This is a genomic window from Acidomonas methanolica (genome assembly GCF_004346035.1).
GTDB lineage: Bacteria > Pseudomonadota > Alphaproteobacteria > Acetobacterales > Acetobacteraceae > Acidomonas > Acidomonas methanolica.
In genome coordinates, this window is the sequence record NZ_SLZN01000018.1 from 1 (window position 1) to 26,376 (window position 26,376).

Below are 26,376 nucleotides of genomic sequence, written 5' to 3' on the forward strand. Positions count from 1 at the left end.
ATCCCGAACTCGGCCGTCAAATGCCCCAGCGCCCATGATACTCTGCCTCAAGGCACGGAAAAGTCGGTCGCCGCCAGATCAATCAGTCCAGCCTGAATTTATAGCCCTCCTGTACGGCGTATGATGATGACCGTCAGAAGTGGGCCGACCGCGTAGCAGAACGCCGTCAATCCGAGAATAAAGAAATCTGCTGCTCCCAGTCTCATGATCGCGTTTCCTCGCGTGCTCTCCTGGGGAGAGATGCGGGAGTGGGGACGGGAAATCAAGTCGCCTCTTGGAGAGTTGCGCGCGACCCGCTACAGCCTCTCGTGGCAGGTTCTTAACGAGAGGAAAGGTCCGATTGTCGTCATGAGGGCATCATCGGGTTCTGTATGCTCAGGGGACTCGGAACCCGTGCTTGATCTGCGGCCGTTGCGCTGGAGCGATCAGCTTCTGGCCGCCTGGCGGGACATCCGGTGGGCGTTCAGCCTCTTTCCTCTCGCGCTTTCTCTCGGCTGGCTGGATATCAAGCTGCGCTATCGGGGGTCCGTGCTGGGGCCGTTCTGGCTGACGATCTCCACCATCGTGATGGTGGGCGCGCTCGGCGTGCTCTATGCGCGGCTGCTTCATATGGATCTGCGCGGCTTTCTGCCTTTCCTGTCCCTTTCCCTGGTGCTCTGGGGATATATCAGCACCTTGGCCAATGAGGGGCCCGGTACCTTCGTCCAGCAGGCGGCCCTCATCCATTCGGCGCGGATGCCGGTAAGTGGCCACGTATTGCGCGCCATTATCCGCAACCTGCTGGTGCTGGCCCATAATATCGTGGTCATCGTGATCGTCTTCGCGATCTTCCATGTGATGCCGCGGCATGGGCTGCTCATTCTGCCCGCGTTCGCGCTCTGGCTGGCCGACAGCGCCGCGCTCACCTTGCTCCTGGGGCTAATCGGGGCGCGTTTCCGCGATATTCCGCCCCTTGTCGCTGCGCTGATGCAGATTCTGTTTTTCGTGACCCCCATCATCTGGCGTCCCGAGTTGTTGCAGGGCAGCAGGCATATCCTGCTGTTCGACCCGTTCTATCCGCTGATCGAATGTGTACGCGAACCCTTGCTCGGCGCCTTGCCGTCCCGGACGATCTGGGAGGCGGCCCTGCTGCACAGTGTCCTTCTCTGGAGTGTCACCCTGGTGCTCTTCGCCCGCTTTCGCGCCCGCGTGGCTTATTGGGTGTAAAGATTTTGACCCGCGTTCTCGTCGAACAACTCCACATCAGCTTTCCGCTCTATCATGGCGCCAGCCGTTCCCTGCGGGGGACCATGACAGGCGCGGTTTCCACCTGGCGCTCGGGGCCATCCGCCCGTCTCGCGCGTGAGACGCACAGGCGAATCGTGGCCAACGTGCTGGAGGGGCTCAGCTTCACGCTCGAACGCGGGGAGCGTCTGGGGTTGATCGGCGGCAATGGCGCGGGCAAGACCACGCTTTTGCGCGCCCTGGCCGGGATCTACGAGCCTGTCAGCGGCCATGTGCGGATTGAGGGGCAGCTCGGGACGCTGCTCGATCCGTCGCTGGGCATGAATCACGATCTCACCGGGCGGGAAAACATCCGCCTGCGCTGCCTCTATTTCGGTCTGGATCGCGCACATACCCAGCGCGTGATCGACAATGTGACGGAGTTCGCGGGGCTGGCGGCTTTCATGGACATGCCGGTGAAGACCTACAGCGCAGGCATGCGGGTGCGCCTGGCGTTCGGCGTGGCCACGGCCATTACGCCGGACGTGCTGCTCATGGACGAATGGTTCATGGCCGGGGACGCCAGTTTCATGGCGAAGGCGCGGGAGCGTCTCGAATCCCTGTTCAAACGGGCGGAAATCCTCATTGTTTCCACGCATCAGCCGGACGTGCTGCTCCGCTGGTGCACGCGCGTGCTCTGGCTGGAAAATGGCCGGATTCGCATGCAGGGACCGCCGGCCGAGGTATTGGACACCTATCTCGGCGCGTGACGTCCCACGACAGCTGATCGTGCGGAAAAGACGGATTGTCAGGAGAAGTGGCGCGAGTGACGGGGCTCGAACCCGCGACCTCCGGCGTGACAGGCCGGCGCTCTAACCAACTGAGCTACACCCGCAAAAAACGATTTTACTCGTATTTACAACCGCTTGGCGGGAAGGGCTTCAACCGCCCCGCTGCGGTGAGAGGGGAACTACCAGCACGGCTGGCGGAACGCAACAGGGAGAGGCGATTTTTTTTCATTTCCAGGCATGGTCCATGCCTGGTGCGCCGTGCGGGCTCGGCCTTATTGGCGCGGGCGGACGGTGGCAAACAGCGCGGCATTGCTCTAGTCTGCTTCCCTCGTTCCGGACCCATTGAGAGCCGTAGCCGGTCACACCGGTTCACGGATAAGTCTCTAATTTGTTGTTTTGGCGAGCATCTTTATCCGATCAGCCGATTCTGTCTGATCGGATGATGCTCTAATGAAAGAATGTGAGAAGCCATGGCGGGCAGCGTCAACAAGGTCATTCTGGTCGGCAATCTCGGGAAGGATCCTGAGGTGCGCAATGCCCAGTCCGGCAGCAAGATCGTCAATCTGACACTGGCCACGAGCGAGACCTGGAATGACAGGAACAGCGGCGAGCGGCGCGAACGTACGGAATGGCATCGCGTCGTGATCTTCAACGAGCGTCTGGCCGAGGTGGCGGAGCGTTTCCTGCGCAAGGGTCGCAAGGTCTATGTCGAGGGCCAGTTGCAGACGCGCAAATGGACCGATCAGTCCGGGCAGGAGCGTTACACGACGGAAATCGTGCTGGACCGCTTCCGGGGCGAACTCGTCCTGCTCGACAGCGCGCGCGGCGGAGAAGGCGAGCCGGGCGGATACGAGTCATCCGCGTCATCCGGCGCGTCATCCGGCATGTCCTCCGCGCCGCGCCAGATCAATGCGCCGCGCGGCGGCGGCTCATCTCCGGCACGTGGCGGCGCGGGGGGATGGGAACCTCCGGCCGGCGATCTGGATGATGAAATTCCGTTCTGAGGTGTATTGCGCCAGTCTTCTGGCGTAAAATCCCAATTCTCGCCTCGAAAGGTGAGGGTGGGGTGATTGGCACGCTGCTTGCATCGTTTCTCCCGAGAAATCTTCGGGAGTTTCCTTCACCATGCAAGCGCTTCATTTCCGTCGCCTCGTCATCATCGTCGCCCTGCCTGTTTTTTGCCTCGCGGTCGCGCGCACCGCGGCGGAGGCGGTGGACCAGCCGGTCACGATCAACCAGATGGCCAATGACATCGATCGTGATGTCGTCGCGGACGGATCGACTCTCTCCACCATGGGCGGAGACATTCATCTCGGCCGCGCCGAAGGGGAGGTCACCTTGCGGACGATGGGGGGCGACATCAGGGTGGAGAGCGCCCAGGGGCCGCTTCAGGTCCAGACCATGGGCGGAGACGTGCGGATCGGCAGCGTCGCGCGTGACGTGGATATCCGAACCCAGGGTGGCGAGGTCTCCATTCATGCCGCCTCGGGCGCCGTGAGGGCGGATACGGCGGGCGGCGACATTGACGTCGCCCTCGCCGAGGCGCAGGCGCCGCGCGCCGTTTCCCTGCGCGCTCTGGGCGGAGATATCGTCCTTCATGTGCCCGCCGATTTCGACGGCACCGTCGACGCCACGATCAGCTATACCCGTCATTTCGATGGCCTGCCGCGCCTTATCGAGCCTTTCGGCCTGCCGCGCACGGAAACGCCGGGCTGGATCGCCGGCTTCGGCTCCGAGCGCAAGATCATCCATGTGACAGGCACGGTCGGTCATGGTCGCGATCACATCACGCTGAGCACCGTCAACGGCAATATCCGCATCGTGAAGGCGTGAATTCGCGTCCTTGACGTGCAGCCCCTGAGGTGCGGCCCTTGACGCGCGGGGGAGGGATCGCGAAGTCACGTTTACTCCTTTGCGCGAAGGCTCCTCATGCAACTCGTCAATCGCTACGCCACGCTGCCGCCCCGGTTCTATGCGCGCATGACGGCCAGCCCGGTGGCCGCGCCCCGGCTGCTGAAGCTCAACGTCCCGCTTGCCCGCCATCTCGGTCTCGATCCGGAGTGGCTGGCCGGGCCGGAGGGCGTGGCCCTGCTCGCGGGCCATGCGTTCCCCGAGGGGCTCACACCTGTGGCCACCGCCTATGCCGGGCATCAGTTCGGCCAGTTCGTGCCGCAACTCGGCGACGGGCGCGCGCTGCTTCTGGGCGACGGCGTCGATGAGGACGGCCGGCCCTATGAAATCCAGTTGAAGGGCTCCGGCCCCACGCCGTTTTCCCGGCGCGGCGACGGGCGTGCGGCGCTCGGTCCGGTGCTGCGCGAGTATCTGTTGAGCGAGGCGATGGCGGCGCTCGGGGTGCCGACCACTCGCGCTCTGGCCGCCGTCGCCACGGGCGAGTCCGTCATCCGCGAGATCCTGCTGCCCGGTGCGGTCTTCGCGCGCGTTGCCGCCAGTCATATCCGCGTGGGGAGTTTCCAGTATTTCGCGGCGCGGCAGGATGTCGAGGGGCTGAAGGCTTTGGCCGATTTCGCCATCGCGCGTCATTATCCCGATCTGGCGGAAGGAAACGCGCCGTATCTTGCGTTCTTCGGGGCGGTCGTGGCGGCGCAGGCGCGGCTGATCGCGCGCTGGATGGCGCTCGGCTTCATCCACGGCGTCATGAACACCGATAACTGCGCCGTTTCGGGCGAGACGATCGATTACGGTCCGGCGGCCTTTCTCGACGAATACGATCCCGGCAAGAGCTTCAGCTCGATCGATCAGGGCGGCCGATACGCCTACGCCAATCAGCCGCGCATCGGCATGTGGAATCTCGCCCGCTTCGCCGAGGCGTTGCTGCCGTTGATCGCCGAAGACGCGGAGGCCGCGGCCGCGGCCGTCCAGCCCGTTCTCATGCGTTTTCCCGAGACGTTCGAGGCGGAATTCGGTGCGCTCATGCGCCGGAAGATCGGGCTGGCCACGCAGGAGGAGGGCGACAAGGAGTTGCTGGGCGGTTTCCTCGACCTCCTCATGCACGCCAAGGCAGATTTTACGCTCTCTTTCCGCCGTCTAGACGATCCTGACCGGCTCGGCGATCTTGAGGGCTTCCCCGCCTGGCGCGCGCAATGGGAGGCGCGTCTGGAACGGGACGGCGGACGGGACGCCGCGCGGGCGCGGATTCTGGCGGCCTGTCCCGCCGTCATCCCGCGCAATCATCGCGTCGAGGCGGTCATCGACGCGGCGCTGCGTGACGATTTCGCGCCGTTCGAGGCCTTGCTGGACGCCGTGACCCATCCCTTCCGCGACAATCCGGATTATGAGCGGCCCCCGACGCAACAGGAGCGTGTTCATGCGACATTTTGCGGTACCTGAATGGTTGCTTCTCGGCGCGTTGCTTCTGCCGCTATACGCGCAGGCCAGGCAGCCCGCGCCGCCCATGACGCCTCGGCCGCCCGTCGCGGCGATCCAGCGCAGGGAAGACGCCCAGCGGCAGCTTCAGGCGGCGGAGCAGAGGCGCTTGCAGGTGCAGTCCGCCCAGCCGGGCGTCGAGCGGCAGCACGCGCTTCTCAACCAGCGTCTTGCGCCTCCGCCACGCATGCGCCCCAGACCGCCCGCCATCGGGCCGTCCGGGCCGCGCTGACGACGGCCTTGTCCTCCTTCGGCCTGTCCCGCTTCGTCTCCGACCAGCAGATTCGTGACGGCCGGAAACGGCGGAGTGACGTTCAGAGCGACCCGATGATGCCGAACTGGAAGGAGCGGAGAACGACGCCCTTCTGCGCCCAGGACGAGTTGTAGAGATAGGCCGAATATGTGCCGAAATCGTACGGCGCGCGGAAGCCGAGCAGATTATAGACGTTGGCGTAGAGCGACCAGTGCTTGCTCAGCGCGTAGTTGACGGTCAGGTCTACGTCCCAGAACGCCTTGGTGTGGCAGCGATAGGGCACGAAGGAACTGTTCGAGATGACATATGTGCATCCCGAGGTGGAACTGCCCTGGTAATTGTCGTCAGCCACGTCTCGATAGCCGCTCGTATAATAGAGGGTCGGCGTGAGGGACCATTTCTTCCAGATGAAGGTGTTCGACCAGTTGGCGCGCCATTTCGGCGTGCCGGAGGAGGAGACCGCCTGGTACGGGCCGAGCGTTCCGGCATAGCGGTTCACCGTGCCGTTCGGATAGACGAGGTTGAAACGATGAACGAACGTCGCGTTCCCCCTGCTGACCCACTGCACGTCGCGCAGCTTGCCGGGCAGGCGCGTATGCGCGAGGAAGCTCAGATCGAACCCGTCCGTATAGATCTTGTTGGCGTTGATGTAGCCCACATTGACGATGCCGGGCGACGGCGCGCCGTTGGGGTTTTGCGAATCGACCGGATTCGGCGTGATCGTCACCCCCGCCGGCAGCGTGGCGTTGGCCGCCGCGAGGCCGCCGGTGGCGTACGCCGCCGCCCAGTCCTGCGCCGCCTGGTTGGCGATGGAGGAGTTCGGCGTGATGTAATGGTTCTTGCGGATGTAGTAATAGCTCGCCGAGAGCGTCAGCCATTTCGTCGGTGTGAAAACCGGACCCGCCGTGAAGTTGGTTGCGATTTCGGGACGCAGCTTGGAATTGCCGGCGGTGTTGATGCCCAACCCATAGACCTGCGCGTAGGCGTCGGCCTGCCCGTTCGACTGGTGCTGGGACAGCCAGTTCGCGTCCTGAATGGAGATCTGGGTGTAGCCCACATTGCTGCCGTTGGTTTCGGCGAAGCTCGGCACGCGGAAGCCCCGCGAGAAGGTGCCGCGCAGGCTCAGTTGCTCGAAAGGCTTGAACACGACGCCGACCTTCGGCGAGAAATGAGAGAACCCTTCCGAATAATGGTCGTAACGGCCCGAGACGTCCACATCCAGCTTCTTGACGATCGGCGCGTTCACCTCGAAATATCCCGCCTCGACCCAGCGATGGCCCCGGGCGTTGACGGGATTGATCTGACCCGTTCACTGATTCGCGGGATCGAGGGGGTTATAGGGGTTGGCGCTGGGATCGTTGAGGTATTCGTAGCGGATATTCGTGCCGATCGCGAGGCGCACCATGCCGCCGGGCAGCTTGAACAACCCTTTGGAGATATGTGCGTCGCCCGAATATTCCTTTGTCAGGGCATGAATCGTGTTCACGGGCGCGATCATGTTCAGCACCGATTGCGGCGTGGTCCACGGATCGGCGAAATTATAGGCGCCGGTGGAGATCGCCTCCTGCAAGCCGCTGATCTTGGGCACGCCGGTGATCGTCTGGTTGAGCGTCGTGTTCATGCCGACGAAATTGACGTCGTAATCCCACTCCCCGCCCCAATGCGAGTTCAGAAAGCCGCTATAGCGGACCGAACCGCGGAAATTCTGGCTGAACTCGCTCGTGCGCTCGACGAGTTGCGGCATCGTCGCGTAGATCGCTGCCTGATCGCCCTGCGCCGCATAGGGATCGCTGGGATTGAGCTGGCCGTTGGCGAGATAGACGGGCTCGAACGTATTGACCGTCGAAGCGTTCAGGCTCTGTGAGTAGGTGCGCGCGGGCTGCGGCGCGCCGGTCAACTGGGAAAGGACCTGCGAGTAGTTGAACATCACGACGAGCTGCGACTGATCGTTGACGTTATAGGTGCCGTGGATCGTCGCGTTGATGCGCCGCAGGGAGGGGGAGACTTGGGCGTATCTCTGGCTGTTCATTGTGCAGGTCTGGCTCTGGCCGTTATCGCCTGAATACAGCGCCCCCGTCACCGGGGAGCCGAGATAGCCGCAGCCTTGCTGGGCGTTGACGAAGGTGGTGCCCCCTGTCGCCGCCCCGTTGGTGACCGCGCGTGCGATCGCGAACGGTGTCTGGGCGAAGTTCTGAATGGCGCCGTTCTCGACGACATTGTCGTTCCCGTTCGTGCCGCCGATGCCGGTCAGGTCTCCGTTATTGTACGGCGGCTGCAACTGACGGTAAAAGAGCGGATCGTCCTGCTGGTATTCGGAGTTGATATAGATGTTGTACCTGTCGCGATGCAGGTCGCCGAAGCCGTACGTGGCGTAGAGCTTCTGATGCCCCTGGTCCCCGCGCTGGGTCAGTCCGCCCTCGGCATTGCCCTCGAAGCCCTTGATTTCCTTGCGGGTGACGTAGTTGATGACGCCTGCGACGCCATCCGCGCCATAGGTCGCCGACGCGCCGTCCTGCAGCACGTCGATGCGCTCCATGATGGAGGCGGGAAACCAGTTCGTATCGACGAAATTGCGCTCGCCGTCATCGGCCAGAGGGTAATAGGACAGGCGCTGCCCATCCATCAGCACCAGCGTGGAATCCGTCGAGAGACCACGCAGCGAGGGAGCGGAAGACCCCGCCGCGAACCCGCCTCCGGCCGACCAGGCGTTGGTCAGGTTGCCCGCGCCGTTGGATGACAGCGACTGCAGGGCGTCAGTGATGTTGTGGACGCCGCGCTGTTGCAACTCGGATCGCGTAAATTGCACGATCGGCGAGGCGTTGGTCAGGTTCGGATCGTGGAACAAGGTGCCGGTGACGACGATGCTCTCGGATTCTGCTGCGCGCAGCTCGCGGGTACGCGCGCTCAGATCGGCCTGGCGGTGCGCGAGGTTGGCCCCTGCTGTTGCCCCCACAGGGGGCGATGTCTGAGTGCCTTCAAGCGGTTTGCGGAGGGCGCGTCCATGATGCGCCGCGCCATGTTTGATGGACGACGTAACGGATTGCGTCTGGGCAATGGCGGGACCGGCCCACGTGACGAGCCAGCCCGTCGCCAGACGCAAGGACAACCGCACACGGCGTCGAAGAAGGAAATGTCTGATAGGAATCATACGGAAAAATCCTCAGAGCCTGAATTTTTTTGTTTTACTTTTCAAGGTACTGCGGTCACGCTTTTCTGTCCCCCACCGGAAGTGGAAGGCGCGTCGTCTTCAAGCGTGGATAAATTATTACGAAGTCAGATTGTTGCGATATCGTTGCATGGCCGTCGTTGCCCTGACAATGCGTTAAGCCAGAGAACTGTTCGAAGGATGACGATGTGTTGCATTTCTGTCACGAAGCGCCGTCAATCGCTCGCAGCGATCCCGACCGCTTTTCCGCCGTCGTTCAGTTTGATTCCGCAATAATCAGGCTTGACTGAAATTACGTCCTGACGGGCCGGGCCGATAAAATCAGCGTCTCGCGGAAGGGAAGAGGCCGCGATAGAATGTCAGTTCGCGCGCGAAACTGTCCATGATGGTCTCCCGTTGCCGGAAGCCGTGCCCTTCGTCCGGATAGACATGCAACTCGGCCCGGGTTCCGTTCGCCCGCAATGAGGCCGCCATGCGCTCCGCCTGCGCCAGCGGGACGACGCGATCCTGGCCGCCATGCAGGAACAGCACCGGCACATGGATGCGTTCCGGGTGGAAGAGGGGGGAGCGTTCGACGTAAAGCGCCTCCGCTTCGGGCCATGGGCCGATCAGCCGGTCGAGATAGCGCGCTTCGAATTTATGCGTTTCCTGCGCGAGCGCGCGCAGATCGGTGACGCCGTAGAGCGACGTTCCGGCGGTGAAGAGATCGCATGTCGCCAGCGCCTCCAGCACGGTCAGGCCGCCCGCGCTGCTCCCCCGCATGAAGCATCGCGCGGGGTCGGCCAGATTTCGCGCCAGAACATGCCGGACAGCGTCGATGCAATCCATCACGTCCAGCAGGCCCCAGCGGCCCTCCAGCGCCGTGCGATAGGCGCGTCCGAAGCCAGTCGAACCACGATAATTCACATCCAGCACGGCAAATCCGCGCGATGTCCACCATTGCACCTTGAAGGCGAATGCAGTCCCGGCCCGCCCGGTCGGCCCGCCATGAGCCATCACGAGCAGCGGCGGCTTTTCTCCGGGCGCCAGAGAATGACGTGCGTTGGCGGGCGGGTAGAACAGCGCATGCGCCTCCGCGCCGTCCGATGTCGGGAAGCGCAACGGCGCGGGGCTGGAAATATCCACCGCCGCGACGCTGTCCGGCAGGGCGAAGGCCGGACGATGGGTCAGATGAGGGGAGCATGTCGTTTCCCCCGGCCGCCCCGTGACGATGGCCGCCGGCGCGTCCGGCGGCGCGTCCAGCCACGCGAAGCCGTCGCCGAACGGCTCCGGGCTCCAGAACGGCGCGCTCAAGGCGGTGTCTTCCCAGATTCCGTCACGCAGAAGCCGCACCCTGGCGATGCCGTCGCGCACCACCAGCGCCAACAGCGCGCCGCCCGGCAGCGGCGTCAGCGTCCGCTGGCCGAACACCCAGTGCGGGAAGCCCGTTTCTCCGCCCGGATCGGGCAGCCATTCCATCGCCCAGTTCCGGGCGGGGGCGAAGCGCACGGGCGCCCAGCCGTCCCGCGCGTCGCTATTGGCGAGCAGGTTCCCTTCCGGCGTCCAGACCGGCTCGATGACGCTGCACACTCCGTCCGCCCCGGCCAGAACACGCGCGGGGCCCAAGGTCACTTCGCCGCCGCTCCGCTCGATGGGCGCAAGACAAAGCCGGGTCGCGTCCCAGGGCATGTCCGGATGCGCCCATTCGATCCAGGCCAGCCAGGAACCGTCCGGAGAGACACGCGGGGCGGCGTAGAAATCCGCGCCGGCCAGTAGTTCGACCTGCCGTCCGTCCGGTCCGAGCCAGACGATGGACGCACGTGGCTCCGTCAGGCCCTCTGCCTCGGCCTCGCGGACGGCCAACAGGCCGGCTCCCGCCGTATCGAAGGCGAAATCCGCATAACGCGCGCCGCTCTCGCAATCGCCTGCGATCTCCCGCCACGTTCCCGCCGCGTGGCGCAGCCGGACGACGCCAGCCTTGCGATCGCTCGTCACGATACGGCCGTCAGGCGCGACGGCGTAGGGCGCGCCGCCATATTCATGGACATGAGTGCCGAGATCGAACGGCGGCGGCGTCTCGTCCAGGATCGTGCCGTCTTTATCCAGAGAGACCAGCACCACCCGTCCCTTCTCCCGGGGGCGGCTTTCGAGCCAGTACAGCCGGTCTCCGGCCACGCGGGGCTCCGCCAGACCCAGCGCCCGTCCCGCCATCAGCTCGGGCGTGACCCAGGATGACCAGAATCCGGCGGAAGGGCCGGAGCGTCGCGGCGACGAAGCAGACGAAGCGGGCATGCGGCGATCATACTCGGGCCTCCGGACGAAGGCGAGTCGGGCGAAGGCGGTTGCTCTTGACTTCCGAAGCCGGTCGGTCGCTTCTCCCGGAACGATCTCCCTCTCCGGCGGACAAGGATATTCCCCCCTGCTGCACGTCTTCCAGCACCTCCTGAACCAATATGGCTACGGCGTCATCGGCTTGGTGGTGATGCTGGAGGCCATGGGCCTGCCCCTGCCGGCCGAGAGCATCATCATCGGCAGTTCGCTCTACGCCGCCGGCAGTCATCATCTGGAAATCCGCTGGATCGTCGTCTCCGCCGTCGTGGGGGCGATCATGGGCGACAATTTCGGCTATCTGATCGGAAAGGCGCTCGGGCATCGCCTGCTCGAACGCTATGGCGGCAGGGTGGGAATCACCGAGGACCGCCTGCTCCTCGGACGTTATCTCTTCCGCAAATGTGGCGGCCTCATCGTGTTCATCGGCCGCTTCATCGCCGTCTTGCGGGTTTTCGTCGCCCTGCTCGCCGGAGCGAACCGGATGCCGTGGCATTCGTTCCTGCTCTACAACGCGCTCGGCGGCATTGTCTGGGCAGGCGGTTACGCGGTGGCGGCCTATGTTCTCGGCAAGCAGTTCCTGCGCCTGTCGGGGACTGTCGCGATCGTCGCGGGCGTCTGCGCGGTGATCGCCGCGGTGAGTGTGTTCTTCTTTTTCAAACACAACGAAAAGCGTCTGACGGAAGAGGCGATCGCCGATGCGAAGTTGCAGGATGCGGGCGGCCACGGTCATCGCAGAAGAGGAAGGGGAAAATCCCTATGACGACGGCGCGCTGGACCGCATCCGACCTTCCCTCCCTCGAGGGCCAGACCGCTTTGGTCACCGGCGCGACGGGGGGCCTCGGGCTCGAAGTGGCGCGGGAGCTTGCGCGCGCCGGTGCGCACGTCATCCTCACCGGACGCGATCCGGTCAAGGGGAATCGCGCGCTCGTCTCCGTCCGCGCCAGCGTCCCGAACGCCGATCTGCGCTTCAATCCGCTCGATCTGGCCGCGCTCTCCTCCATTCGCGCCGCCGCCGATTCCCTGCGGGCGACCGGCACGAAGCTGGACATTCTCGTCAATAACGCGGGGGTCATGGCGCCTGCCCGCCGCATGACCACGCGGGACGGGTTCGAGCTGCAATTCGGCACCAACCATCTGGGCCACTTCGCCCTGACGGGTCTTTTGCTTCCCGCGCTCGCCCAAGGCAGGGGCGTTGTCGTCACTGTCGCCTCTCTCGCCGCATGGCGCGGCAAGATGCCGTTCGACGACCTGAATGCCCGCAGGCGTTACGGACCGTTCGCGCGATATAGTCAAAGCAAGCTCGCCAATCTCGCCTTCGCGCTGGAACTCGATCGTCGCGCGCGTGTTCATGGGGCGCGCATCCATTCCCGCGCCGCCCATCCCGGCTGGTCCAGCAGCGACATCATCGCCAACAGCGCGGCGCTCGGCGAGGCGTCCGGTCGGGTCGCTCGCACGCTCCGCAAGGCGCAGAAGAGCATTGGCGGCGCGGTGTTCCGCCTTCTCGGCCAGGATGTCGCCCATGGCGCGCTGCCGATGCTCTACGCCCTGTCGCCCGACGCGCTCGACAGCGGATATTATGGTCCTCAGGGCGCGGGCGAGCGCCGCGGTTTTCCCGGCTCGGCGGCCATTCCGCCCGCGGCTTCGGATGCGGTGCTCGCGCGGCGGCTCTGGGAGGTCTCGGAGGAACTGACGGGCGTGCGATACGACTGGGAGACCGTCTCATGAGCATGACCCTGTCGCAGTTCCTCGACTCTCTGGAGGATGTCATTCCCCCGCCGGGCCTTGAGCCTGCCCTGGAGGCGCTCTGGTGGGCCGGCGGGAAGGATTTCGCGCTCGCGCACGAGATCGTCCAGCGTCATGAGGGGGAGCCCGATTGCGACTGGGTTCACGCCTGGTTGCACCGCAAGGAGGGCGATCAGGCGAATGCCCGTTATTGGTATCGCCGCGCCGGCCGCTCGCCCCGGCACGGTCCCGTCGAGGAGGAATGGCGCGCCATCGCCACCGCCCTTCTCGCGGGCTCGGGGTATTGAGCGATATCTAGAGGCGTCGGATCACGCGAAACGCTGTCAGCACGGCGGCGCTTCCGAAGATGAGCACGCCGGCGCACTGGCCATAGAGAATGCCGATCGGGCCGAAATGCGCGCCGATCCAGCAAAAGGGGATCGTCCCCAACGTCGCCCGTCCCCAGTTGAAGCCGGTCGAATAGAGCGGATAGCCGAGATTGTTGAAAGCGGTGTTCGCGACGAACAGCAGCCCGACAAAGAAGTAGCTCCCCACCAGCCAGCAGCAGAACAGTCGGGCGAGTTCCGCGCCCACGCCGTATAGTCCAAAGAGGCGGATCACCTCGCCATGGAACAGCGCAAGAAGCACCCAGGTCACCAGGACGCAGAGCGCGGTCAACAACAGGGCCGCGCCAAGCGTTTCCTGCACGCGGCCCTTCTTTCCCGCCCCGAGATTCTGGGACATGATCGGCCCCACGGAGCCCGTCAGCGCAAAGACCATCGCGAAGGCCACGGGCACGATCCGGTCGATCGCCGCCTGGCCTGAAATCGCCTCCAGCCCGAACTTCGCCATGAAATGGGTGACGAACACCCCGCCCACCGGCGTCGCCAGATTGGTCGCCATGGCCGGAAGCGCGACCTTGCCGATCCGCGCCACCGCCGGGCGGACGGCGAAGAGGCGTGGCCATTCCAGCATATGGTGCCGACGCAGGCTGGCGAACCCCACGACCAGCACGACGCTCCGGGCGCAGAGCGTGGAGATCGCCGCTCCGGTCAGCCCAAGATGCAGAATGAAGATCAGGATCGGGTCCAGCACGGCCGAAATGCCGGCTCCCGCCAGCGTCACCTGCATCGACCGCCGTGCATCTCCGACCGCGCGCAGCAGGGAGGATTGCGCCATTCCGAAACAGATCAGAGGCAAAGATGGTGCCACGATATGCAGGAAATTCGCGGCCTGCATCTTGGCCTCGCCACTCGCTCCGATGAGATCGAGCAGCCATGAGGCCAGCAGCGCCGTCGCACTTCCCAGCACCGCCGTGCCCGCAATCATGACCAACAGAAAGGCGGAGGCGAGCCGTCGCGCCCGCATGGGCTTCCCCGCCCCCAGCAGTCGGCCCGTCACGGCGCCGAGCCCGATCGAAAGGCCGATGGAAACGGCGATCTGCACATAGCTGACGGCGGCGGCGAATCCGATCCCCGCCGTCAGGGCCGGGTCATGCAGGCGGGAAATATAGTAGAAGTTCAACAGATCGACGGCAAAAACCGCCATCAATCCGATCGCGCCCGTCCCCGCCATGACCACCACATGGCGCATGATGTTGCCGGTGACAAAGCGTACCGGGCGCGTGGCGGCCGGGTTATAGACGGGCGGAGGGGCCGATTCGCTCGCCCCGTCCTCGGTTTCACGCTCGCTTGGCATCGGGTTCGGGGAGTCCATGATGAGCGAAGTTTGCCTTCTTCCGCATCGCGCAGGAAGGGAGCCAGCCAAAAAAACGCGCCATAAGGAATTTGTTAACCATCCTCGGTGAATCCTGCTCCCAAGGGCGAGGGACAGCGCGCGCCCCGGCACCACGCGCTGCACGGGGAAGGAATCACCATGTCGATTTTCGGGGCGATCAACACCGCCGTCAGCGGGCTCGACGCACAGTCCAAGGCCTTCAGCAACCTCAGCAACAATATCGCCAATAGCCAGACCACCGGCTACAAGGCCGACACCACCGCTTTCGAGAATTACGTCACGGGAGATGAGGATTTTATCTCCGCGGTTGGCGGCGATGATTCGATCAAGGCCATGACGATCCAGCACAACGACGTGCAGGGGGCGATCACCAGCAGCACCAACAGCCTCGCCGTGGCCATCTCCGGCAACGGCATGTTCAACGTCCTCCAGGCCACCGGCGGCGCGAACAGCGCCAGCCCTGTTTATAATTCGCAGCAATATTATACGCGTAACGGTGATTTTTCAGTCAACGCCAACGGGTATCTGGTCAACACCTCGGGCGACTTCCTCGAGGGCTACGCCGTCGGCTCCACCGGGAGCGTCGCCGGCACGGCCGCGCCGATCCAGGTGACCGGGCTGAACACGCCGTCCCCCACCACGACACTCACGCTCAATGCCGCGATCGGCGATACGGCGGGCGATGTCTCCACGAATACATCCACGGCCACGGCCTATGACGCCTCAGGCAACGCCGTTCCCGTCACGCTGGATTGGGCACAAAGCGGGTCCAATCCGCTGGACTGGACAGTCGGCGTCGCGGGAAGCGGCACGACGACCCCCGTCACCTTCAACAGCGACGGCTCCCTGGCGTCGGTCGGCGGCAGCACGTCGAGTGGAAATGCCAGCATCACCGTTCCCGCTACCTCGACGACCGAGGCCCGCGCCATGACCCTTGATCTCGGAACGATCGGTTCCTCGAACGGCGTCAATCTGGCCAGTTCGAGCGCCGGGGTGACAAGCAACCCCATCATGACCACGGACAGCAAGACACCCACGGGCGTGACCATCACCTCCGCCGGCCTCGTGGAAAAAACCTACTCGGATGGAACGACCGATCCCGTCGCCCAGATCAAGCTGGCCATGTTCACCAACGCGAATGGTCTCGCTTCCACTGACGGACAGAATTACACGGCGACGCCGGCTTCCGGGCCGGTGACCTACGAGACCGTGGGCGCAGGCGCCGCAGGGACGCTCGACACCTCGTCCATCGAAGGGTCGACGACCGATCTGACCGGCGACCTCTCGAATCTCATCGTGGCCCAGCAGGCTTACGGCGCCAATACCAAGGTCGTCACCACAGCCGACCAGTTGATGCAAACCACCATCGCGATGATCCAGTAACCTTCATCAGACGAGGCTTTTCCTTATGCTGGACCTGTCGGCCTCCCTGGCCATAGCGACGAGCGGATTGCGGGCGACTGAATACGCCATGGGCGTCGCTTCGCAGAATATCGCCAATGCTGGCACGACAGGGTATACCGAGGAAGTCGCCAATGTCCGCTCTCTTGACGTGGAGGGGCAGGGCGGCGGCGTCGCTTCAGGCCCTACCGGCCTGGCCAGCGACATGGCGTTGAGCAATGCGGCCAACACTCAGAACGCCGTCGTCGCGTCATGGTCGGTTCAGAGCAATGCGCTCTCGGCCATCGCCTCCCTGCAAGGTTCGACAGACGCCAGCTCAGGCAGCAGCGCGACGTTGTCGGACGAATTGGGTAATATTCAGGGCGCTCTGATCTCCTTGACCTCCACCCCTTCCAGCACAACCGCGCAGAATACCGTCGTCAGCGATGCCCAGACCCTTGTGACGTCGATCCAGACCCTCGCCTCCGCCTATCAGCAGCAGCGCCAGAACGCACAGGACGCCGTTGTCAGCAGCGTGAATACGATCAATACCGATCTCACCACAATCGGCAGCCTGTCCCAGAAGATCATGCTGTTGAATGCACAGGGAGAAGACAGCGCGGATCTTGAAAACCAGCGCGACACGATCGTCAGCCAGCTTTCATCCCAACTCTCTCTCACCACCCAGATCACCTCAAACGGTGACATGATTGTCCGGACGGCGAGCGGAACGGTGCTGCCCACGCATGATACCAATGCCGTTTCGACGGATGGCGTCTCCGACTCATGGCCGCTTTCGACAAGCTCCGCGACGGTGGATGTCACAAAGGCTTATCCCGGCACAAGCTCGTCCAACGCACTGCCGGGCATCTATCTGCACGGGCGGGACATCACGGCGAATCTGACCGGCGGCATCCTGGGGGCAAATATCGTCCTGCGAGACAGCACTCTGCCGACCATGCAAGCGCAACTCGACTCTTTCTCCTACAGTCTTGCCACGCGTTTCCAGTTTCAGGGCCTCCCGCTCTTCGTGAGCAGTGCCAGCGGGGTGATTCCGTCCGGCAATTCGACTGAAACCGCACCGGATGGGCTTGTCGGCTTCGCGCAGAATATTTCCGTGAGCGGCTCTTATACTTCTGATCCGAGTGAGATCGTCGGCGGATCGTCGGCGGACGACCTGACCGCAGTGCAAAACATGCTGTCGACTGGTTTTGCTTCCGGCCTGTCGGCGCCCTCCAGCGGCCTCGGAGTCAATGGCACGTTATCCACCGGATATGACGGCAGCGTCGGGCTGGTTTCGCTGGCGACCACGCTGACCGCCCGGCAGGCCGAGGTGATCGATACGGCAAGCAGCAACCTGACCACGTCACAATCCGCGCAGACTGTTTTGCAGACGAAGCTCAACAGTGCCACCGGCGTATCGGTTGATAACGAAATGTCCAACATCGTCGCGTTGCAGAATGCCTATGCGGCGAATGCCAAGGTCGTCGCTGCGGTACAATCCATGTTCAATGACTTGCTCAGTGCGATCGGAGCCTGACATGACGTCCGTTACCGCCTCTTTCGGCTATTCAGGTATTTCCCTTGGCCTGGTCCGCTCCTCCGCCACGCTGGCGGCACAACTCGATGATCTGGAAACACAATCATCCACCGGAATCGTGTCCGATACCTATGCCGGCCTCGGGGCGGACCGCGCTCAGGCGCTCTCGCTCCAGCCAGCCATCACCCAGATTTCCGCCTGGAGCAGTAACGTTTCACTTGCCCAGACCAATCTTTCGACCACCCAGACCGCGCTTGGCAATATCCAGACTATCGCCGATACCCTGACGACTTCGTTAGAGACATTGAGCGGCACGCCCACGAGTCAGACCGTCTCCGCTGCGTCCGCCGCTGCGAAAGACGCTTTGAGTTCCCTTGGCGGCCTGCTCAACACCCAGTCAGGCGGAAGCTATGTCTTCGCAGGACGCCAGAGCGACGTACCGCCTGTCGAGGATACCGCGCTCGCCCAGTCCTCTCTGGCTGAGACCATTTCAGGCCTCGTCAACCGCGATGATATGTCGGACGGCCAAACCGTTCTTTCCAGCACGCTGGCCGCCGTCAGTTCGACCACCGCCGGTTCGCCATTTTCCGCGCAGCTTTCCGTTTCCCCCACAGCCGCCGCCACACTCAATACCGTCACGAGTATTGGCGAGTCACTGAGTGTCGCCACCGGTGTCACTGCGACGCAAGGAACGAGAGCGACTGCGACGTCCAGCGGCTCTCCCATCCGCGATCTCATGCGGAACCTGATGGTCGTGGCGTCTCTCTCATCCACCAGTACGACGGCCGAGGGGTATCAGCCCCTCATCGGCGGCCTCATTCAGTCCAACACGCAGGTTACGGGTCAATTGACAGATATGTCGGCGGATCTCGGCCTTACGCAAACACGACTTACTGCCCAGTCCAGCCTACTTTCAACTATGGGAAAATCTCTGATCACGCAGCTCGGCAACGCCAAGGACGCCGATCTGGCCAGCGTCTCCACTGCGGTGAGCCAGACGAAAACTCAACTCGAGGCATCCTATTCCCTCATTGCCGATATGAAGGGCATGACGCTTGCCAATTACCTTTGACTCTACGGTACACGTCGGCGAGAACCGATGAGGCTTTCAGGAGAATTCAGGAATGTTCTCATAGCGGCGATAAAGGAATTCATTCTCGCGCTGCTCCTCGACGGCTGCCTTCACGCGGTTATGAAAGGGCGACAAACTGCAAACAGGGTCGGTATTCGCGGCATCGCCCGTCAAGGCGAGGGCTTGGCACCGGCACCCGCCCCAGTCGGTTTCCTTCAAGGCGCAGGATCGGCACGGTTCGGGCATCCACTCCGTTCCCCTGAAAAGGGTGAAGAGAGGGGCGTCATTCCAGATGGCCGACAACGATTCATCACGAACATTGGGAAATATCACGCCGGGAATGGTCTCGGCCGCGTGACACGGCAGCACCCGTCCTGACGGCGATATATTGACGAATCGCTGTCCCCAGCCGCCCATACAGGGCTTCGGCTGATCTGCATAATAATCGGGTGTGACGTAGTCGATGACGAGCGTCGGGCCATATGCGCGTCGGGCGGCCTCGACCGCGGCTGTCGCCTCTTCCAACTGCTCCCGCGTGGGCAGCAGGGCACCACGGTTCTTCAAACCCCAGCCGTAATATTGCGTGTGTGCGATTTCGACGCGGCTGGCCCCCAACTCACGCGCCAGCGTGATCATTGCGGGCACGCGCTCCACATTCAGTCGATGCACGACGAAATTCAGGGTCAGCGGAATCCCCTCGGCGGCGACGAGACGGGCCGCCGTAAGCTTCTTCGCCTGTGCTCCACGCAACCCGCCTATCCGCTCCGCTCCGGCCTCGTCCACATCCTGGAAGGAAAGCTGGACATGATCGAGCCCCGCCTCCGCCAGAGCCTGGAGTCGTGTCGCATCCAGCATGACACCGGAGGTGATGAGATTGGTGTAAAGGTCGCGGCTGCGCGCGTGCGCGACGAGTTCGACCAGATCGGAGCGCGCCATTGGCTCGCCGCCGGAAAAATGCGCCTGCAAGACGCCCAGCGCGGCCGCCTCGTCGAGCACCCGTTTCCATGTCGCCGTGTCGAGTTCCGCCGTTCGGCGTTCGAGTTCCAGCGGATTGGAGCAATAGGGGCAGGCCAGTGGACAGCGATGCGTCAGCTCGGCCAGCAAACTCATGGGGGGAGAGGGAGTGCTCATATTGCCAGCACCTTTCGCTCCACCAGGTCGGTCAGCAGCGCATCGACGTCGCCCGCAATCACTTCGCGGGGAGCGTCATATGCCGCTGCCAGTCGATCGATGATTTCATGGACGGAAACCTGCCCGTCCACCAGTTGCAGAACCGCGGCGGCCGTCGGATCGGCGATGAGAGCCTTCTCCGGCGCCTGTATCACCCACACTCCGCGCACGACATCCTCCCGCAGCCTGTGGCCCCGGGCGAAGGACGGCACGCAGTCAGGGGCGAGATTATTCACGCAAACGCCTCCGCCGTGTCGGCCCCGAGGAAGACGCCCGGCGGCGGATGCCCTTCGACATAGGCGTGCTGAAGCGCGTCGAGTTGAGACCACAGCACGGCGCATTTGAACTCCAGCGCCGCCGCGGCGGCGTCCTGCTCTCCGGCGGTGCGCGCGTGTTCCTTCACATAGGTGAGAGCGAAGTCGGAATCGCGCGGAGCCTGCGTCAGGCGCGGCTTGAAATAGGCCAGAGTCTCCTCGGAGATGAAATCGTAATGCCGCAGCATCCCCGAGACGCGCTCGCTTATGATCGATGGGGAGAACAGCTCCGTCAGCGAGGACGCGATCGCCTCGAGAATGGACCGCTCGCCCACGAAATGCACATAGGCGTCAACAGCGAATTGCGTCGTCGGCAGGAGGCCCCGAAGCGACTCGACATAACGACGCGACAGCCCGAGGCCGTCGGTCAGTTTCAGCCACCGCGCGATTCCACCTGTTCCCGGTTCGCTCCCGTCATGATCCTCAAGCCGCCGCCGCCATTCGCGCCGCAGCTCCGCCGTCGGCAGACGGGCCAGCAAAGTCGCGTCCTTCCGCGGGATGGACGCCTGATAATAGTAGCGGTTCAAGGCCCAGGCCTGCACTTGCAGCCGGTTCAGCTTCCCGTCATGCAGGGCCCGATGAAACGGGTGGCGATCATGATACCGCGCGGCCCCGATCGCCCGCAGGCGCTGTTCGAATGCGTCAGGAGAAAGAACGCCCATTATGGGACTCCCAAGGTGAAACGCTGGCCGTCTTCCCCGATAAGCCAGCCGGCTTTCTCGACTTCCCTGCGCTCCGGCGTGTCGGGCAGCAGGATCGGGTTCGAATTGTTGATGTGAACGAGCACCCGCAGTTCCGGAGCCTCGGTCAGCGTCTCGAGAACGCTTCCGGGACCGGAAACGGACACATGCCCCATCCGCAAGCCGGTCTTGGGGCTCAATCCGGCGCGGATCATCTCGTCATCGCGCCACAACGTCGAATCGAAGAACACGGCATCCGCCTTCCGTACGCGCTCCCGGATGTCCGGTGTGATATCCGCGCAACCGGGAATGAAGAGGAGATGGGAATGCCCGTCCGTGATGTCCAGTCCGATCGTCTCGCCCGGCCGGCTCGGCAGGTGCTCGACATAAAGCGGCGCCTTGCCCGGCACGTCGAACGGTGTGGCGCTCAGGCCGGACGGCGCGCCGGTCGTCAGAGGCAGGTCGATCCGCTCCCCCGGCGTCAGTGCGCGGCGCGGCACGATGGCCGGGTCCAGAGCGCCGAAGATCGGATTGGCGTCAAGCTGCGCGAGGGTGGCGTCCGTCGCATAGAGAGCGAAGGGCTGACGTTCGCGCATGGTCAGCAGACCCACCACCGCGTCGATCTCCCCGCTGGTCAGCAGGACGCCCTGAATGGGGGTCGAGCGTGGCGCCTCGCGCGGATGGAGCGCGGGCGTGGCGATGATCTGCGCGCGCAGATCCGGCGCGGCATTGAGCAGGAACCAGTGCGCGCCGTCACCGCTCACGGCCAGGGAGGTCTGGGTGCGCGCGGCGACGGCGCCGGAGAATGCGGCCTTGCAGCCGGGTGCCGCGGAATTCCACTGGGGAAAACCGCCTCCCGCGCCGCTGCCGAGGATGATGGCCTCAATCATGGCGGGGAAACTAGACCAGCTTGGCGTGACGATACAGGGCCTCTCCCTTCTCTTTATCGTGTGAAGAAGGAGTGGAGTTGTGACGGCATCCGCGTTATGCCGGAAAACCGGATGACCCTGGGGTGGTCGGAAAAGGGAAAAGTGATGGCGGAGAAAACCGCGAACGACGTTCCTGTCATTGGCTATCGCGCGCTCATCGTGCTGCATCTGTGCCTTGTGGCGTTCATCGCGCTGGTCGCCTGGATCGATTATCGCCTGCCGGTCTGAGAGGCCGTTTCAGAACGTCCGAAATCGCCTGTGGAAACTGTTGGCCGCCACCGCCAACAGATAGGCCAGGGCGGCCAGCGCACTGATCCAGAACGAAACAGGCGCATCGCTCCACCAGGACAGGGCCAGTCCGGCCCATCCCAGCAGCACCGCCAGACTCGCCGCGCCCGCCAGCCCGGGCCAGGGAGAGAGCCCCAGCCGCAGCATCGTCGCGGCCGGGCCGGTCAGCAGGCTGAACACCAGCAGGACGCCCGTCACCTCGGCGCAGGCCGCGCTCGACACCGCCACGATCACCATGAAGCCGACCGAGACTCCGCGCAGCGCCACGCCGCGCGCCGCGGCGAGATCCGGCGCAAGGGTTGCGAACAGCAGGGGCCGGGCAATCACCGCCAATGCGCCCAGACAGAGGATCGTCAGCCCACAGAGCAGGATCAGCGTCAGGCGGTCCACGCCGAGAATATTGCCGAACAGCAGGAGCGTGGCGCTGCTCGACGCCGCATTCGCCCATTGCAGGAACAACGCGCCGCAGCCCAGGCTCGCCGCCAGAAGCAGCCCGGTGGCCGTATCCCGGCCGCGCTGGCGATCCGGCGCGCGCGCGGTGTCGCCCGGCGGCTCCCATCCCAGCACCACCCCCGCCAGCGCGGCCGTCAGCGCCATGCCGGAGAGCGGGGGGCAACCGAGCAGCATCGCCCCCGCCGCGCCGGTAAAGGCGATATGAGAGAGCGCATGGCCCGCGAAGGCCTGACCGCGCAGGACGAGAAACCATCCCGTCACGCCGCAGAGCAGCCCGACGAGCGTCACCGCCAGAAAGGCGTGGCGCATGAAGTCGAAAGCCAGCATGGCGCGGTGTCAGCCTCTCGTCACGATGTGGCCGTCTTCCAGCACCACTTCGTGAGTGGCCAGCCGGTCGAGCGGCGACGCCCCGTGGACCGACAGGACCAGCGGGAGATGTCGTGTCTGATGCAGCCGTTCCAGCATCTCCGTCAACGCTGCCTGACGCTGCACGTCCAGCGCCGCCAGAGGTTCGTCGAGCAGCAGCAGATCAGGCGCATCGACCAACGCCGCCGCCAGCCCGATGCGCTGTCTTTCGCCGCCCGAAAGCGTGGCCAGCGGCTGATCGGCCAGATTTTCGGCCTCGACCAGCGCCAGCGCCTCCCGCACCGCCGCCCGGCACCGCCCCCCGACGCCCGGCACGCCGAAGCGGGCGCCATGTCGCGCGGACGTCACCAGCGCCCTGCCGGTCAGGCGCGGCGCGGGCAGGGTGAGGGACTGCGGCAGATAGCCGATCCGCCGCCGCGCCGCGCGCGGTGTGCGTCCCAGCACGCGGATACGCCCCGCATTGGGCGTCGTCAGACCCAGCATCGCCCGCAGCAGCGTCGTCTTGCCCGCGCCGTTGCAGCCGCGCAGCAGGGTGACGCTTCCGGGCGGCAGGACCAGTGTCGCATCCTCCAGCACGCGCCGCGTCCCATGGGCGAGGGTGACGTGCTCCAGATCGAGGACGGCTTCGGCGCTCATCGTCCGCTCGTCTCCACGGCATGGGCCACCGCCTCCAGCCGATCCTGATACCAGCGCTGCCAGTGCATGCCCGGCGGCGGCATTTCCGCGAGGGCGACCACCGGCACGTCATGCGCCCGCGCCACCTCTTCGAGCCGGAGTGTCGCCGGGCTGGTCACTGCGGGATTGATCACCAGCATCGCCACCCGGTGTTCCGCCAGCGCCGTCTCGACGGCGGCCACGTCCCGCGCGGGCGGTTCCTCGCGATGCATGACCGCCAGCGCGAGCCGCTCATCCATCACGCGCATGCCCAGCGCCAACAAAAACGGACCGCCGACCGGCTCCGTCACGGCGACGCTTTTCCCCTGTGTCGTCGGCTTCAACGCCGCGATCCGCGCCCGGCATTGCGCGAGGGTCTCGGCGAAGCTGTCGGCGCGCCTGCGGAATATGGCCGCCCGGGCGGGAAACCGCGCCGTCAGTCGCGCCGTCATCCAGGCCGCCACGCGGGCGACCGCCTCCGGATCGTCGAAAAAATGCGGATTGGCGTCTTTCGGCGCGCCCAGCATCTTCGCGATATCCAGCATCTCGCTCTCGCCGGACGCCAGCCGTTGCGCCCAGAGATCGTAGCCGCCGCCGTTCAGCACCAGCCAGTCCGCTTCCGCCACCTGCCGCGCCATGGCTGGAGTGGCCATCACGTCATGCGGGTCGGCCAGAGGCGAGACCGGAAGCACGGCGATCGAAAGGGATTCACCCCCCAGTTGCCGGGCGATGTCGCACCACACGGCTTCGGCGCAGACCACGCGCAAGGGGGCGGCCTGGGCCGATGTTCCGGCAAGCACGAGCGACAGGAAAAGAAAAAACCGGAACAAATGAGGATGCTTCGTTATGTTATAACATGGACGAGACGCGATATAGAAGAGTGGGCCAGGCAAGGGAAGGCAAAAATTCATGGACAAGCACCAGAGCGGGACGACCGACGCTCCTTTCCCCGCCGCCATCGAGGCGCGACTCGAGCAGGCGGAGCAGGCCTGCTTCACCCGCGGCACCCGCCTGACGGAAACGCGCCGTCAGGTGCTCGGCCTCATTCTCGCCGCGCCCAAGCCGCCGGGCGCCTATGATCTGCTGGAGCAGCTTCGTGTCTGGCATCGCAACGCCGCGCCGCCGACGATCTATCGCGCGCTGGATTTCCTGACGGAGCAGGGGTTGATCCACAAGATCGAACGTCTCTCCGCCTTCGTCCCTTGCACGCACCGGCTGAATTGCGATCATGGCGCCGAATGCGGCCATCGCGCCCAGTTTCTCATCTGCCGGGTCTGCGGACATGTGAGAGAACTGGAAGATCTCGACATCGAGATCGCTCTCTCCCGCGCCGCGCAGGCCCAGGGCTTCCGCATCGAGCTGACGACCATCGAGGTCGAGGGTCTCTGCGCGGCGTGCCGAAGCTGACACGACGGTCGGCCCGCCCGCGCCTCGCGCTCGAAGGCGGCAGCGGAAACCGGCCGTCGCATCGTCTGTCGCGACGGCCTCCGGACCTTGTCTCCGCGCAGCCGCAACCTGATCTCTTCGATCATGTGGCGGAATCCGGCCGCGCCGAGGAACGGACTCACCTCTCTCCGCTGGAGGTGCCAGTCACGCTCGTCTCCCTTGCCGCTCTTGGATCGGGGCTGCGCCCGGATGCGTGGCTCTATTGTCTTTGTCCGGTCCCGCAAAGTCGTCGTCTTCTCCGCGATGGGCTGCGGCTCGACCGGCGCGCCCCGCTTTCCCTGCTGGAGCGGCCCGCCCTGTTCGCTCTCGTCGCGATGCTGGCGGAAGCCGGGGAAGCCTGTCCTTCCATTCTCCGCCTGCGCCGGGCGCTGGTTCAGGATTTCCTCGAACCCGACCCGGATTCCAGCGCGCGGGCGGGCGCGCCGTGCTATTGGCTGGTGCCGGCAGAAAACTGAATATGAAAAAACTGAACATGAAGAAGCGATGATGCAAGACGGAATACTGGCGGAAGCGTTGCGCGGCGGGCGGGTCGAATCCCGCCATGAGGGGCGCGCGGTCGTGGTGGATGCGGAAGGGCGCGTCGTCTGGACGCTCGGCGCGGGCGAGGCGGCGGTTTTCCCCCGTTCCACCGTCAAGGCGCTGCTCGCCATCCCTTTCGTGGAAACCGGCGCGGCCGACAGGCTGGGGGCGACGGTGGAGGAACTCGCCCTTTCCTGCGCATCCCATGACGGCGAGCCCGAGCACGAGCGCGTGGGCGCGTCCCTCCTTGCCCGCGCCGGGCGCGACGTCACCTGCCTCGAATGCGGCGTCCACTGGCCGACCTCAGACGCCGCCGCGCGGGCGCTGGCCGCGCAGGGCCGCGAGCCGACCGCGCTGCACAATAACTGCTCCGGCAAACATGGCGCGATGATCTGCACTGCGTGCGACCAGGGGCTCGACCCGGCGGGCTATGTCTACCCTGAGCATCCGGTGCAGAAAGCCGCGACCGAGGTGCTCGCATCGCTGACCGGCGCGCGCCATGACGAGGTGAATCGCGGCGTGGACGGATGTTCCATGCCCACCTACGCCATCCCGCTCCGTGCGTTGGCGCGCGGCTTCGCCCGTTTTGGCGCGGGCGTCCATATGTCTGCCGATCGGGCGGCGGCGGCCCGGCGATTGCGGGAGGCCGTCGCCGCCGCGCCGTTCATGGTCGCGGGCACGCATCGCTTCGACACGAAATTGATGGCTCATTTCGGCCCGCGCGTGTTCAGCAAGATGGGGGCCGAGGGGGTGATGGTCGCCGCCCTGCCGGAATTGGGGCTGGGAATCGCGCTCAAGGCGGCGGATGGGGCGAACCGTGCGCCCGAAGTCGCCCTGGCCGCGCTTCTGCTGCGGTTCGGCGCCTCTCTCTGGTCCGACGCGGACCGCGTCATGCTGGCGGCGTTGGCCGAAAAACCGCTCAGGAACTGGAACGGCATGCCCGTCGGCACGCTGCGGGCCGCGCCGGCATTGTCAGAGGAATCCTTTGCCTGAACGGAC

The 26,376-nt window shown here is 64.7% G+C and carries 27 protein-coding genes and 1 tRNA gene; 16 read left to right on the forward strand and 12 right to left on the reverse strand.

The features are described from left to right. Positions 1–393 precede the first annotated feature (393 nt). Positions 394–1,206 (forward strand): ABC transporter permease, encoded by an 813-nt coding sequence (locus tag EDC31_RS17930; protein WP_164468405.1) that lies wholly within the window; start codon positions 394–396, stop codon positions 1,204–1,206. Positions 1,207–1,211: 5 nt separating this feature from the next. Continuing rightward, a complete protein-coding gene (locus tag EDC31_RS12165; protein ID WP_042060854.1) occupies positions 1,212–1,973 on the forward strand; it encodes an ABC transporter ATP-binding protein in 762 nt (253 codons plus the stop codon). Between the two features lie 48 nt (positions 1,974–2,021). Here EDC31_RS12165 and EDC31_RS12170 read toward each other — a convergent pair. Continuing rightward, positions 2,022–2,098 (reverse strand) — tRNA-Asp (locus tag EDC31_RS12170). Positions 2,099–2,464: 366 nt separating this feature from the next. Between EDC31_RS12170 and ssb the strand changes: the two genes are divergently transcribed. The 4 genes from ssb (at position 2,465) to EDC31_RS12190 (ending at position 5,610) form a co-directional block, all read left to right on the forward strand. Further along, complete coding sequence (gene ssb, locus EDC31_RS12175; RefSeq protein ID WP_042060857.1) at positions 2,465–2,998, forward strand: single-stranded DNA-binding protein; 534 nt, start codon at positions 2,465–2,467, stop codon at positions 2,996–2,998. 121 nt (positions 2,999–3,119) lie between these two features. Further along, complete coding sequence (locus EDC31_RS12180; RefSeq protein ID WP_052512118.1) at positions 3,120–3,827, forward strand: DUF4097 family beta strand repeat-containing protein; 708 nt, start codon at positions 3,120–3,122, stop codon at positions 3,825–3,827. A gap of 96 nt (positions 3,828–3,923) precedes the next feature. Next, on the forward strand, positions 3,924–5,342 hold the full coding sequence (locus tag EDC31_RS12185) for a protein adenylyltransferase SelO (RefSeq protein ID WP_042060859.1): 1,419 nt from the start codon (positions 3,924–3,926) through the stop codon (positions 5,340–5,342). Continuing rightward, a complete protein-coding gene (locus tag EDC31_RS12190) occupies positions 5,320–5,610 on the forward strand; it encodes a hypothetical protein (RefSeq protein WP_132127076.1) in 291 nt (96 codons plus the stop codon). The genes EDC31_RS12185 and EDC31_RS12190 overlap by 23 nt, the downstream gene beginning before the upstream one ends. A gap of 82 nt (positions 5,611–5,692) precedes the next feature. On the opposite strand, the gene EDC31_RS18185 is transcribed toward EDC31_RS12190, so the two are convergent. From EDC31_RS18185 to EDC31_RS12200, 3 genes are all read right to left on the reverse strand, one after another. Next, positions 5,693–6,931 (reverse strand): TonB-dependent receptor domain-containing protein, encoded by a 1,239-nt coding sequence (locus EDC31_RS18185; RefSeq protein WP_261753809.1) that lies wholly within the window; start codon positions 6,929–6,931, stop codon positions 5,693–5,695. 9 nt (positions 6,932–6,940) lie between these two features. After that, on the reverse strand, positions 6,941–8,779 hold the full coding sequence (locus tag EDC31_RS18190; RefSeq protein WP_052512122.1) for a TonB-dependent receptor plug domain-containing protein: 1,839 nt from the start codon (positions 8,777–8,779) through the stop codon (positions 6,941–6,943). Positions 8,780–9,118: 339 nt separating this feature from the next. Beyond that, on the reverse strand, positions 9,119–11,068 hold the full coding sequence (locus tag EDC31_RS12200) for a S9 family peptidase (protein WP_042060862.1): 1,950 nt from the start codon (positions 11,066–11,068) through the stop codon (positions 9,119–9,121). On the opposite strand from EDC31_RS12200, the gene EDC31_RS12205 reads away from it, so the two are divergent. From EDC31_RS12205 to EDC31_RS12215, 3 genes are read left to right on the forward strand one after another with little or no spacing between them, the layout of a single operon-like run. Next, positions 11,067–11,867: a DedA family protein gene (locus EDC31_RS12205; RefSeq protein ID WP_408735064.1), complete on the forward strand. Its 801-nt coding sequence runs from the start codon at positions 11,067–11,069 to the stop codon at positions 11,865–11,867. The two genes, EDC31_RS12200 and EDC31_RS12205, sit on opposite strands and share 2 nt — an antisense overlap. Beyond that, positions 11,864–12,832 (forward strand): SDR family oxidoreductase, encoded by a 969-nt coding sequence (locus tag EDC31_RS12210; RefSeq protein ID WP_042060863.1) that lies wholly within the window; start codon positions 11,864–11,866, stop codon positions 12,830–12,832. Before EDC31_RS12205 ends, EDC31_RS12210 begins: the two co-directional genes overlap by 4 nt. Then, complete coding sequence (locus EDC31_RS12215) at positions 12,829–13,137, forward strand: hypothetical protein (RefSeq protein ID WP_239641730.1); 309 nt, start codon at positions 12,829–12,831, stop codon at positions 13,135–13,137. The genes EDC31_RS12210 and EDC31_RS12215 overlap by 4 nt, the downstream gene beginning before the upstream one ends. Positions 13,138–13,144: 7 nt before the next feature. On the opposite strand, the gene EDC31_RS12220 is transcribed toward EDC31_RS12215, so the two are convergent. Then, positions 13,145–14,422 carry an MATE family efflux transporter gene (locus EDC31_RS12220; protein ID WP_042060884.1) on the reverse strand — a complete coding sequence of 426 codons (1,278 nt, stop codon included), beginning with the start codon at positions 14,420–14,422 and terminating at the stop codon, positions 13,145–13,147. Between the two features lie 282 nt (positions 14,423–14,704). On the opposite strand from EDC31_RS12220, the gene EDC31_RS12225 reads away from it, so the two are divergent. Genes EDC31_RS12225 through EDC31_RS12235 form a run of 3 tightly spaced genes read left to right on the forward strand, consistent with a single transcriptional unit; the run spans position 14,705 to position 18,558 of the window. Further along, positions 14,705–15,949: a flagellar hook-basal body complex protein gene (locus tag EDC31_RS12225; protein WP_042060864.1), complete on the forward strand. Its 1,245-nt coding sequence runs from the start codon at positions 14,705–14,707 to the stop codon at positions 15,947–15,949. 25 nt (positions 15,950–15,974) lie between these two features. Beyond that, the gene (flgK, locus tag EDC31_RS12230; protein ID WP_306310130.1) at positions 15,975–17,486 is read left to right on the forward strand and encodes a flagellar hook-associated protein FlgK; all 1,512 of its coding nucleotides are present in this window, start codon (positions 15,975–15,977) and stop codon (positions 17,484–17,486) included. Position 17,487: 1 nt separating this feature from the next. Next, positions 17,488–18,558 (forward strand): flagellin, encoded by a 1,071-nt coding sequence (locus EDC31_RS12235; protein ID WP_042060866.1) that lies wholly within the window; start codon positions 17,488–17,490, stop codon positions 18,556–18,558. A gap of 36 nt (positions 18,559–18,594) precedes the next feature. Here the strand turns inward: EDC31_RS12235 and pqqE are convergent, their stop codons facing one another. The 4 genes from pqqE to pqqB are packed head-to-tail and all read right to left on the reverse strand — an operon-like array spanning position 18,595 to position 21,612. Next, a complete protein-coding gene (gene pqqE, locus EDC31_RS12240; protein ID WP_042060868.1) occupies positions 18,595–19,689 on the reverse strand; it encodes a pyrroloquinoline quinone biosynthesis protein PqqE in 1,095 nt (364 codons plus the stop codon). Next, on the reverse strand, positions 19,686–19,964 hold the full coding sequence (pqqD, locus tag EDC31_RS12245; protein ID WP_042060871.1) for a pyrroloquinoline quinone biosynthesis peptide chaperone PqqD: 279 nt from the start codon (positions 19,962–19,964) through the stop codon (positions 19,686–19,688). Before pqqD ends, pqqE begins: the two co-directional genes overlap by 4 nt. Continuing rightward, positions 19,961–20,704, reverse strand: a complete 744-nt coding sequence (gene pqqC / locus EDC31_RS12250) for a pyrroloquinoline-quinone synthase PqqC (RefSeq protein ID WP_042060873.1) — start codon at positions 20,702–20,704, stop codon at positions 19,961–19,963. The genes pqqD and pqqC overlap by 4 nt, the downstream gene beginning before the upstream one ends. Further along, a complete protein-coding gene (gene pqqB, locus EDC31_RS12255) occupies positions 20,704–21,612 on the reverse strand; it encodes a pyrroloquinoline quinone biosynthesis protein PqqB (RefSeq protein WP_042060875.1) in 909 nt (302 codons plus the stop codon). The genes pqqC and pqqB overlap by 1 nt, the downstream gene beginning before the upstream one ends. 144 nt (positions 21,613–21,756) lie before the next feature. Here pqqB and EDC31_RS18395 point away from each other — a divergent pair, with 144 nt between their 5' ends. Continuing rightward, entirely contained in the window at positions 21,757–21,879 is a 123-nt protein-coding gene (locus EDC31_RS18395) for a hypothetical protein (protein WP_256889250.1), read from the forward strand. A gap of 9 nt (positions 21,880–21,888) precedes the next feature. Here EDC31_RS18395 and EDC31_RS12260 read toward each other — a convergent pair whose 3' ends face one another. Genes EDC31_RS12260 through EDC31_RS12270 form a run of 3 tightly spaced genes read right to left on the reverse strand, consistent with a single transcriptional unit; the run spans position 21,889 to position 24,242 of the window. Beyond that, a complete protein-coding gene (locus tag EDC31_RS12260; protein WP_132127077.1) occupies positions 21,889–22,719 on the reverse strand; it encodes a metal ABC transporter permease in 831 nt (276 codons plus the stop codon). Between the two features lie 9 nt (positions 22,720–22,728). Further along, on the reverse strand, positions 22,729–23,394 hold the full coding sequence (locus tag EDC31_RS12265) for a metal ABC transporter ATP-binding protein (RefSeq protein ID WP_042060815.1): 666 nt from the start codon (positions 23,392–23,394) through the stop codon (positions 22,729–22,731). Beyond that, positions 23,391–24,242 (reverse strand): metal ABC transporter solute-binding protein, Zn/Mn family, encoded by an 852-nt coding sequence (locus EDC31_RS12270; RefSeq protein WP_042060818.1) that lies wholly within the window; start codon positions 24,240–24,242, stop codon positions 23,391–23,393. The genes EDC31_RS12265 and EDC31_RS12270 overlap by 4 nt, the downstream gene beginning before the upstream one ends. A 79-nt stretch (positions 24,243–24,321) precedes the next feature. On the opposite strand from EDC31_RS12270, the gene EDC31_RS12275 reads away from it, so the two are divergent. Genes EDC31_RS12275 through EDC31_RS12285 form a run of 3 tightly spaced genes read left to right on the forward strand, consistent with a single transcriptional unit; the run spans position 24,322 to position 26,370 of the window. Beyond that, positions 24,322–24,819, forward strand: a complete 498-nt coding sequence (locus EDC31_RS12275; protein WP_042060820.1) for a transcriptional repressor — start codon at positions 24,322–24,324, stop codon at positions 24,817–24,819. Next, entirely contained in the window at positions 24,807–25,313 is a 507-nt protein-coding gene (locus tag EDC31_RS12280) for a hypothetical protein (RefSeq protein ID WP_052512112.1), read from the forward strand. Before EDC31_RS12275 ends, EDC31_RS12280 begins: the two co-directional genes overlap by 13 nt. Before the next feature lie 28 nt (positions 25,314–25,341). Continuing rightward, positions 25,342–26,370 (forward strand): asparaginase, encoded by a 1,029-nt coding sequence (locus tag EDC31_RS12285; protein WP_042060822.1) that lies wholly within the window; start codon positions 25,342–25,344, stop codon positions 26,368–26,370. Positions 26,371–26,376: the final 6 nt, after the last annotated feature.

Bases quoted from the DNA above. Each gene is read 5' to 3' on its own strand.
- ssb (WP_042060857.1), top strand. From the start codon at position 2,465: ATGGCGGGCAGCGTCAACAAGGTCATTCTGGTCGGCAATCTCGGGAAG.
- EDC31_RS12180 (WP_052512118.1), top strand. From the start codon at position 3,120: ATGCAAGCGCTTCATTTCCGTCGCCTCGTCATCATCGTCGCCCTGCCT.
- EDC31_RS12185 (WP_042060859.1), top strand. From the start codon at position 3,924: ATGCAACTCGTCAATCGCTACGCCACGCTGCCGCCCCGGTTCTATGCG.
- EDC31_RS12190 (WP_132127076.1), top strand. From the start codon at position 5,320: ATGCGACATTTTGCGGTACCTGAATGGTTGCTTCTCGGCGCGTTGCTT.
- EDC31_RS18190 (WP_052512122.1), bottom strand. From the start codon at position 8,779: ATGATTCCTATCAGACATTTCCTTCTTCGACGCCGTGTGCGGTTGTCC.
- EDC31_RS12205 (WP_408735064.1), top strand. From the start codon at position 11,067: ATGCGGCGATCATACTCGGGCCTCCGGACGAAGGCGAGTCGGGCGAAG.
- EDC31_RS12200 (WP_042060862.1), bottom strand. From the start codon at position 11,068: ATGCCCGCTTCGTCTGCTTCGTCGCCGCGACGCTCCGGCCCTTCCGCC.
- EDC31_RS12210 (WP_042060863.1), top strand. From the start codon at position 11,864: ATGACGACGGCGCGCTGGACCGCATCCGACCTTCCCTCCCTCGAGGGC.
- EDC31_RS12215 (WP_239641730.1), top strand. From the start codon at position 12,829: ATGAGCATGACCCTGTCGCAGTTCCTCGACTCTCTGGAGGATGTCATT.
- EDC31_RS12220 (WP_042060884.1), bottom strand. From the start codon at position 14,422: ATGCGCCATGTGGTGGTCATGGCGGGGACGGGCGCGATCGGATTGATG.
- EDC31_RS12225 (WP_042060864.1), top strand. From the start codon at position 14,705: ATGTCGATTTTCGGGGCGATCAACACCGCCGTCAGCGGGCTCGACGCA.
- flgK (WP_306310130.1), top strand. From the start codon at position 15,975: ATGCTGGACCTGTCGGCCTCCCTGGCCATAGCGACGAGCGGATTGCGG.
- EDC31_RS12235 (WP_042060866.1), top strand. From the start codon at position 17,488: ATGACGTCCGTTACCGCCTCTTTCGGCTATTCAGGTATTTCCCTTGGC.
- pqqE (WP_042060868.1), bottom strand. From the start codon at position 19,689: ATGAGCACTCCCTCTCCCCCCATGAGTTTGCTGGCCGAGCTGACGCAT.
- pqqC (WP_042060873.1), bottom strand. From the start codon at position 20,704: ATGGGCGTTCTTTCTCCTGACGCATTCGAACAGCGCCTGCGGGCGATC.
- pqqB (WP_042060875.1), bottom strand. From the start codon at position 21,612: ATGATTGAGGCCATCATCCTCGGCAGCGGCGCGGGAGGCGGTTTTCCC.
- EDC31_RS18395 (WP_256889250.1), top strand. From the start codon at position 21,757: ATGGCGGAGAAAACCGCGAACGACGTTCCTGTCATTGGCTATCGCGCG.
- EDC31_RS12260 (WP_132127077.1), bottom strand. From the start codon at position 22,719: ATGCTGGCTTTCGACTTCATGCGCCACGCCTTTCTGGCGGTGACGCTC.
- EDC31_RS12265 (WP_042060815.1), bottom strand. From the start codon at position 23,394: ATGAGCGCCGAAGCCGTCCTCGATCTGGAGCACGTCACCCTCGCCCAT.
- EDC31_RS12275 (WP_042060820.1), top strand. From the start codon at position 24,322: ATGGACAAGCACCAGAGCGGGACGACCGACGCTCCTTTCCCCGCCGCC.
- EDC31_RS12285 (WP_042060822.1), top strand. From the start codon at position 25,342: ATGATGCAAGACGGAATACTGGCGGAAGCGTTGCGCGGCGGGCGGGTC.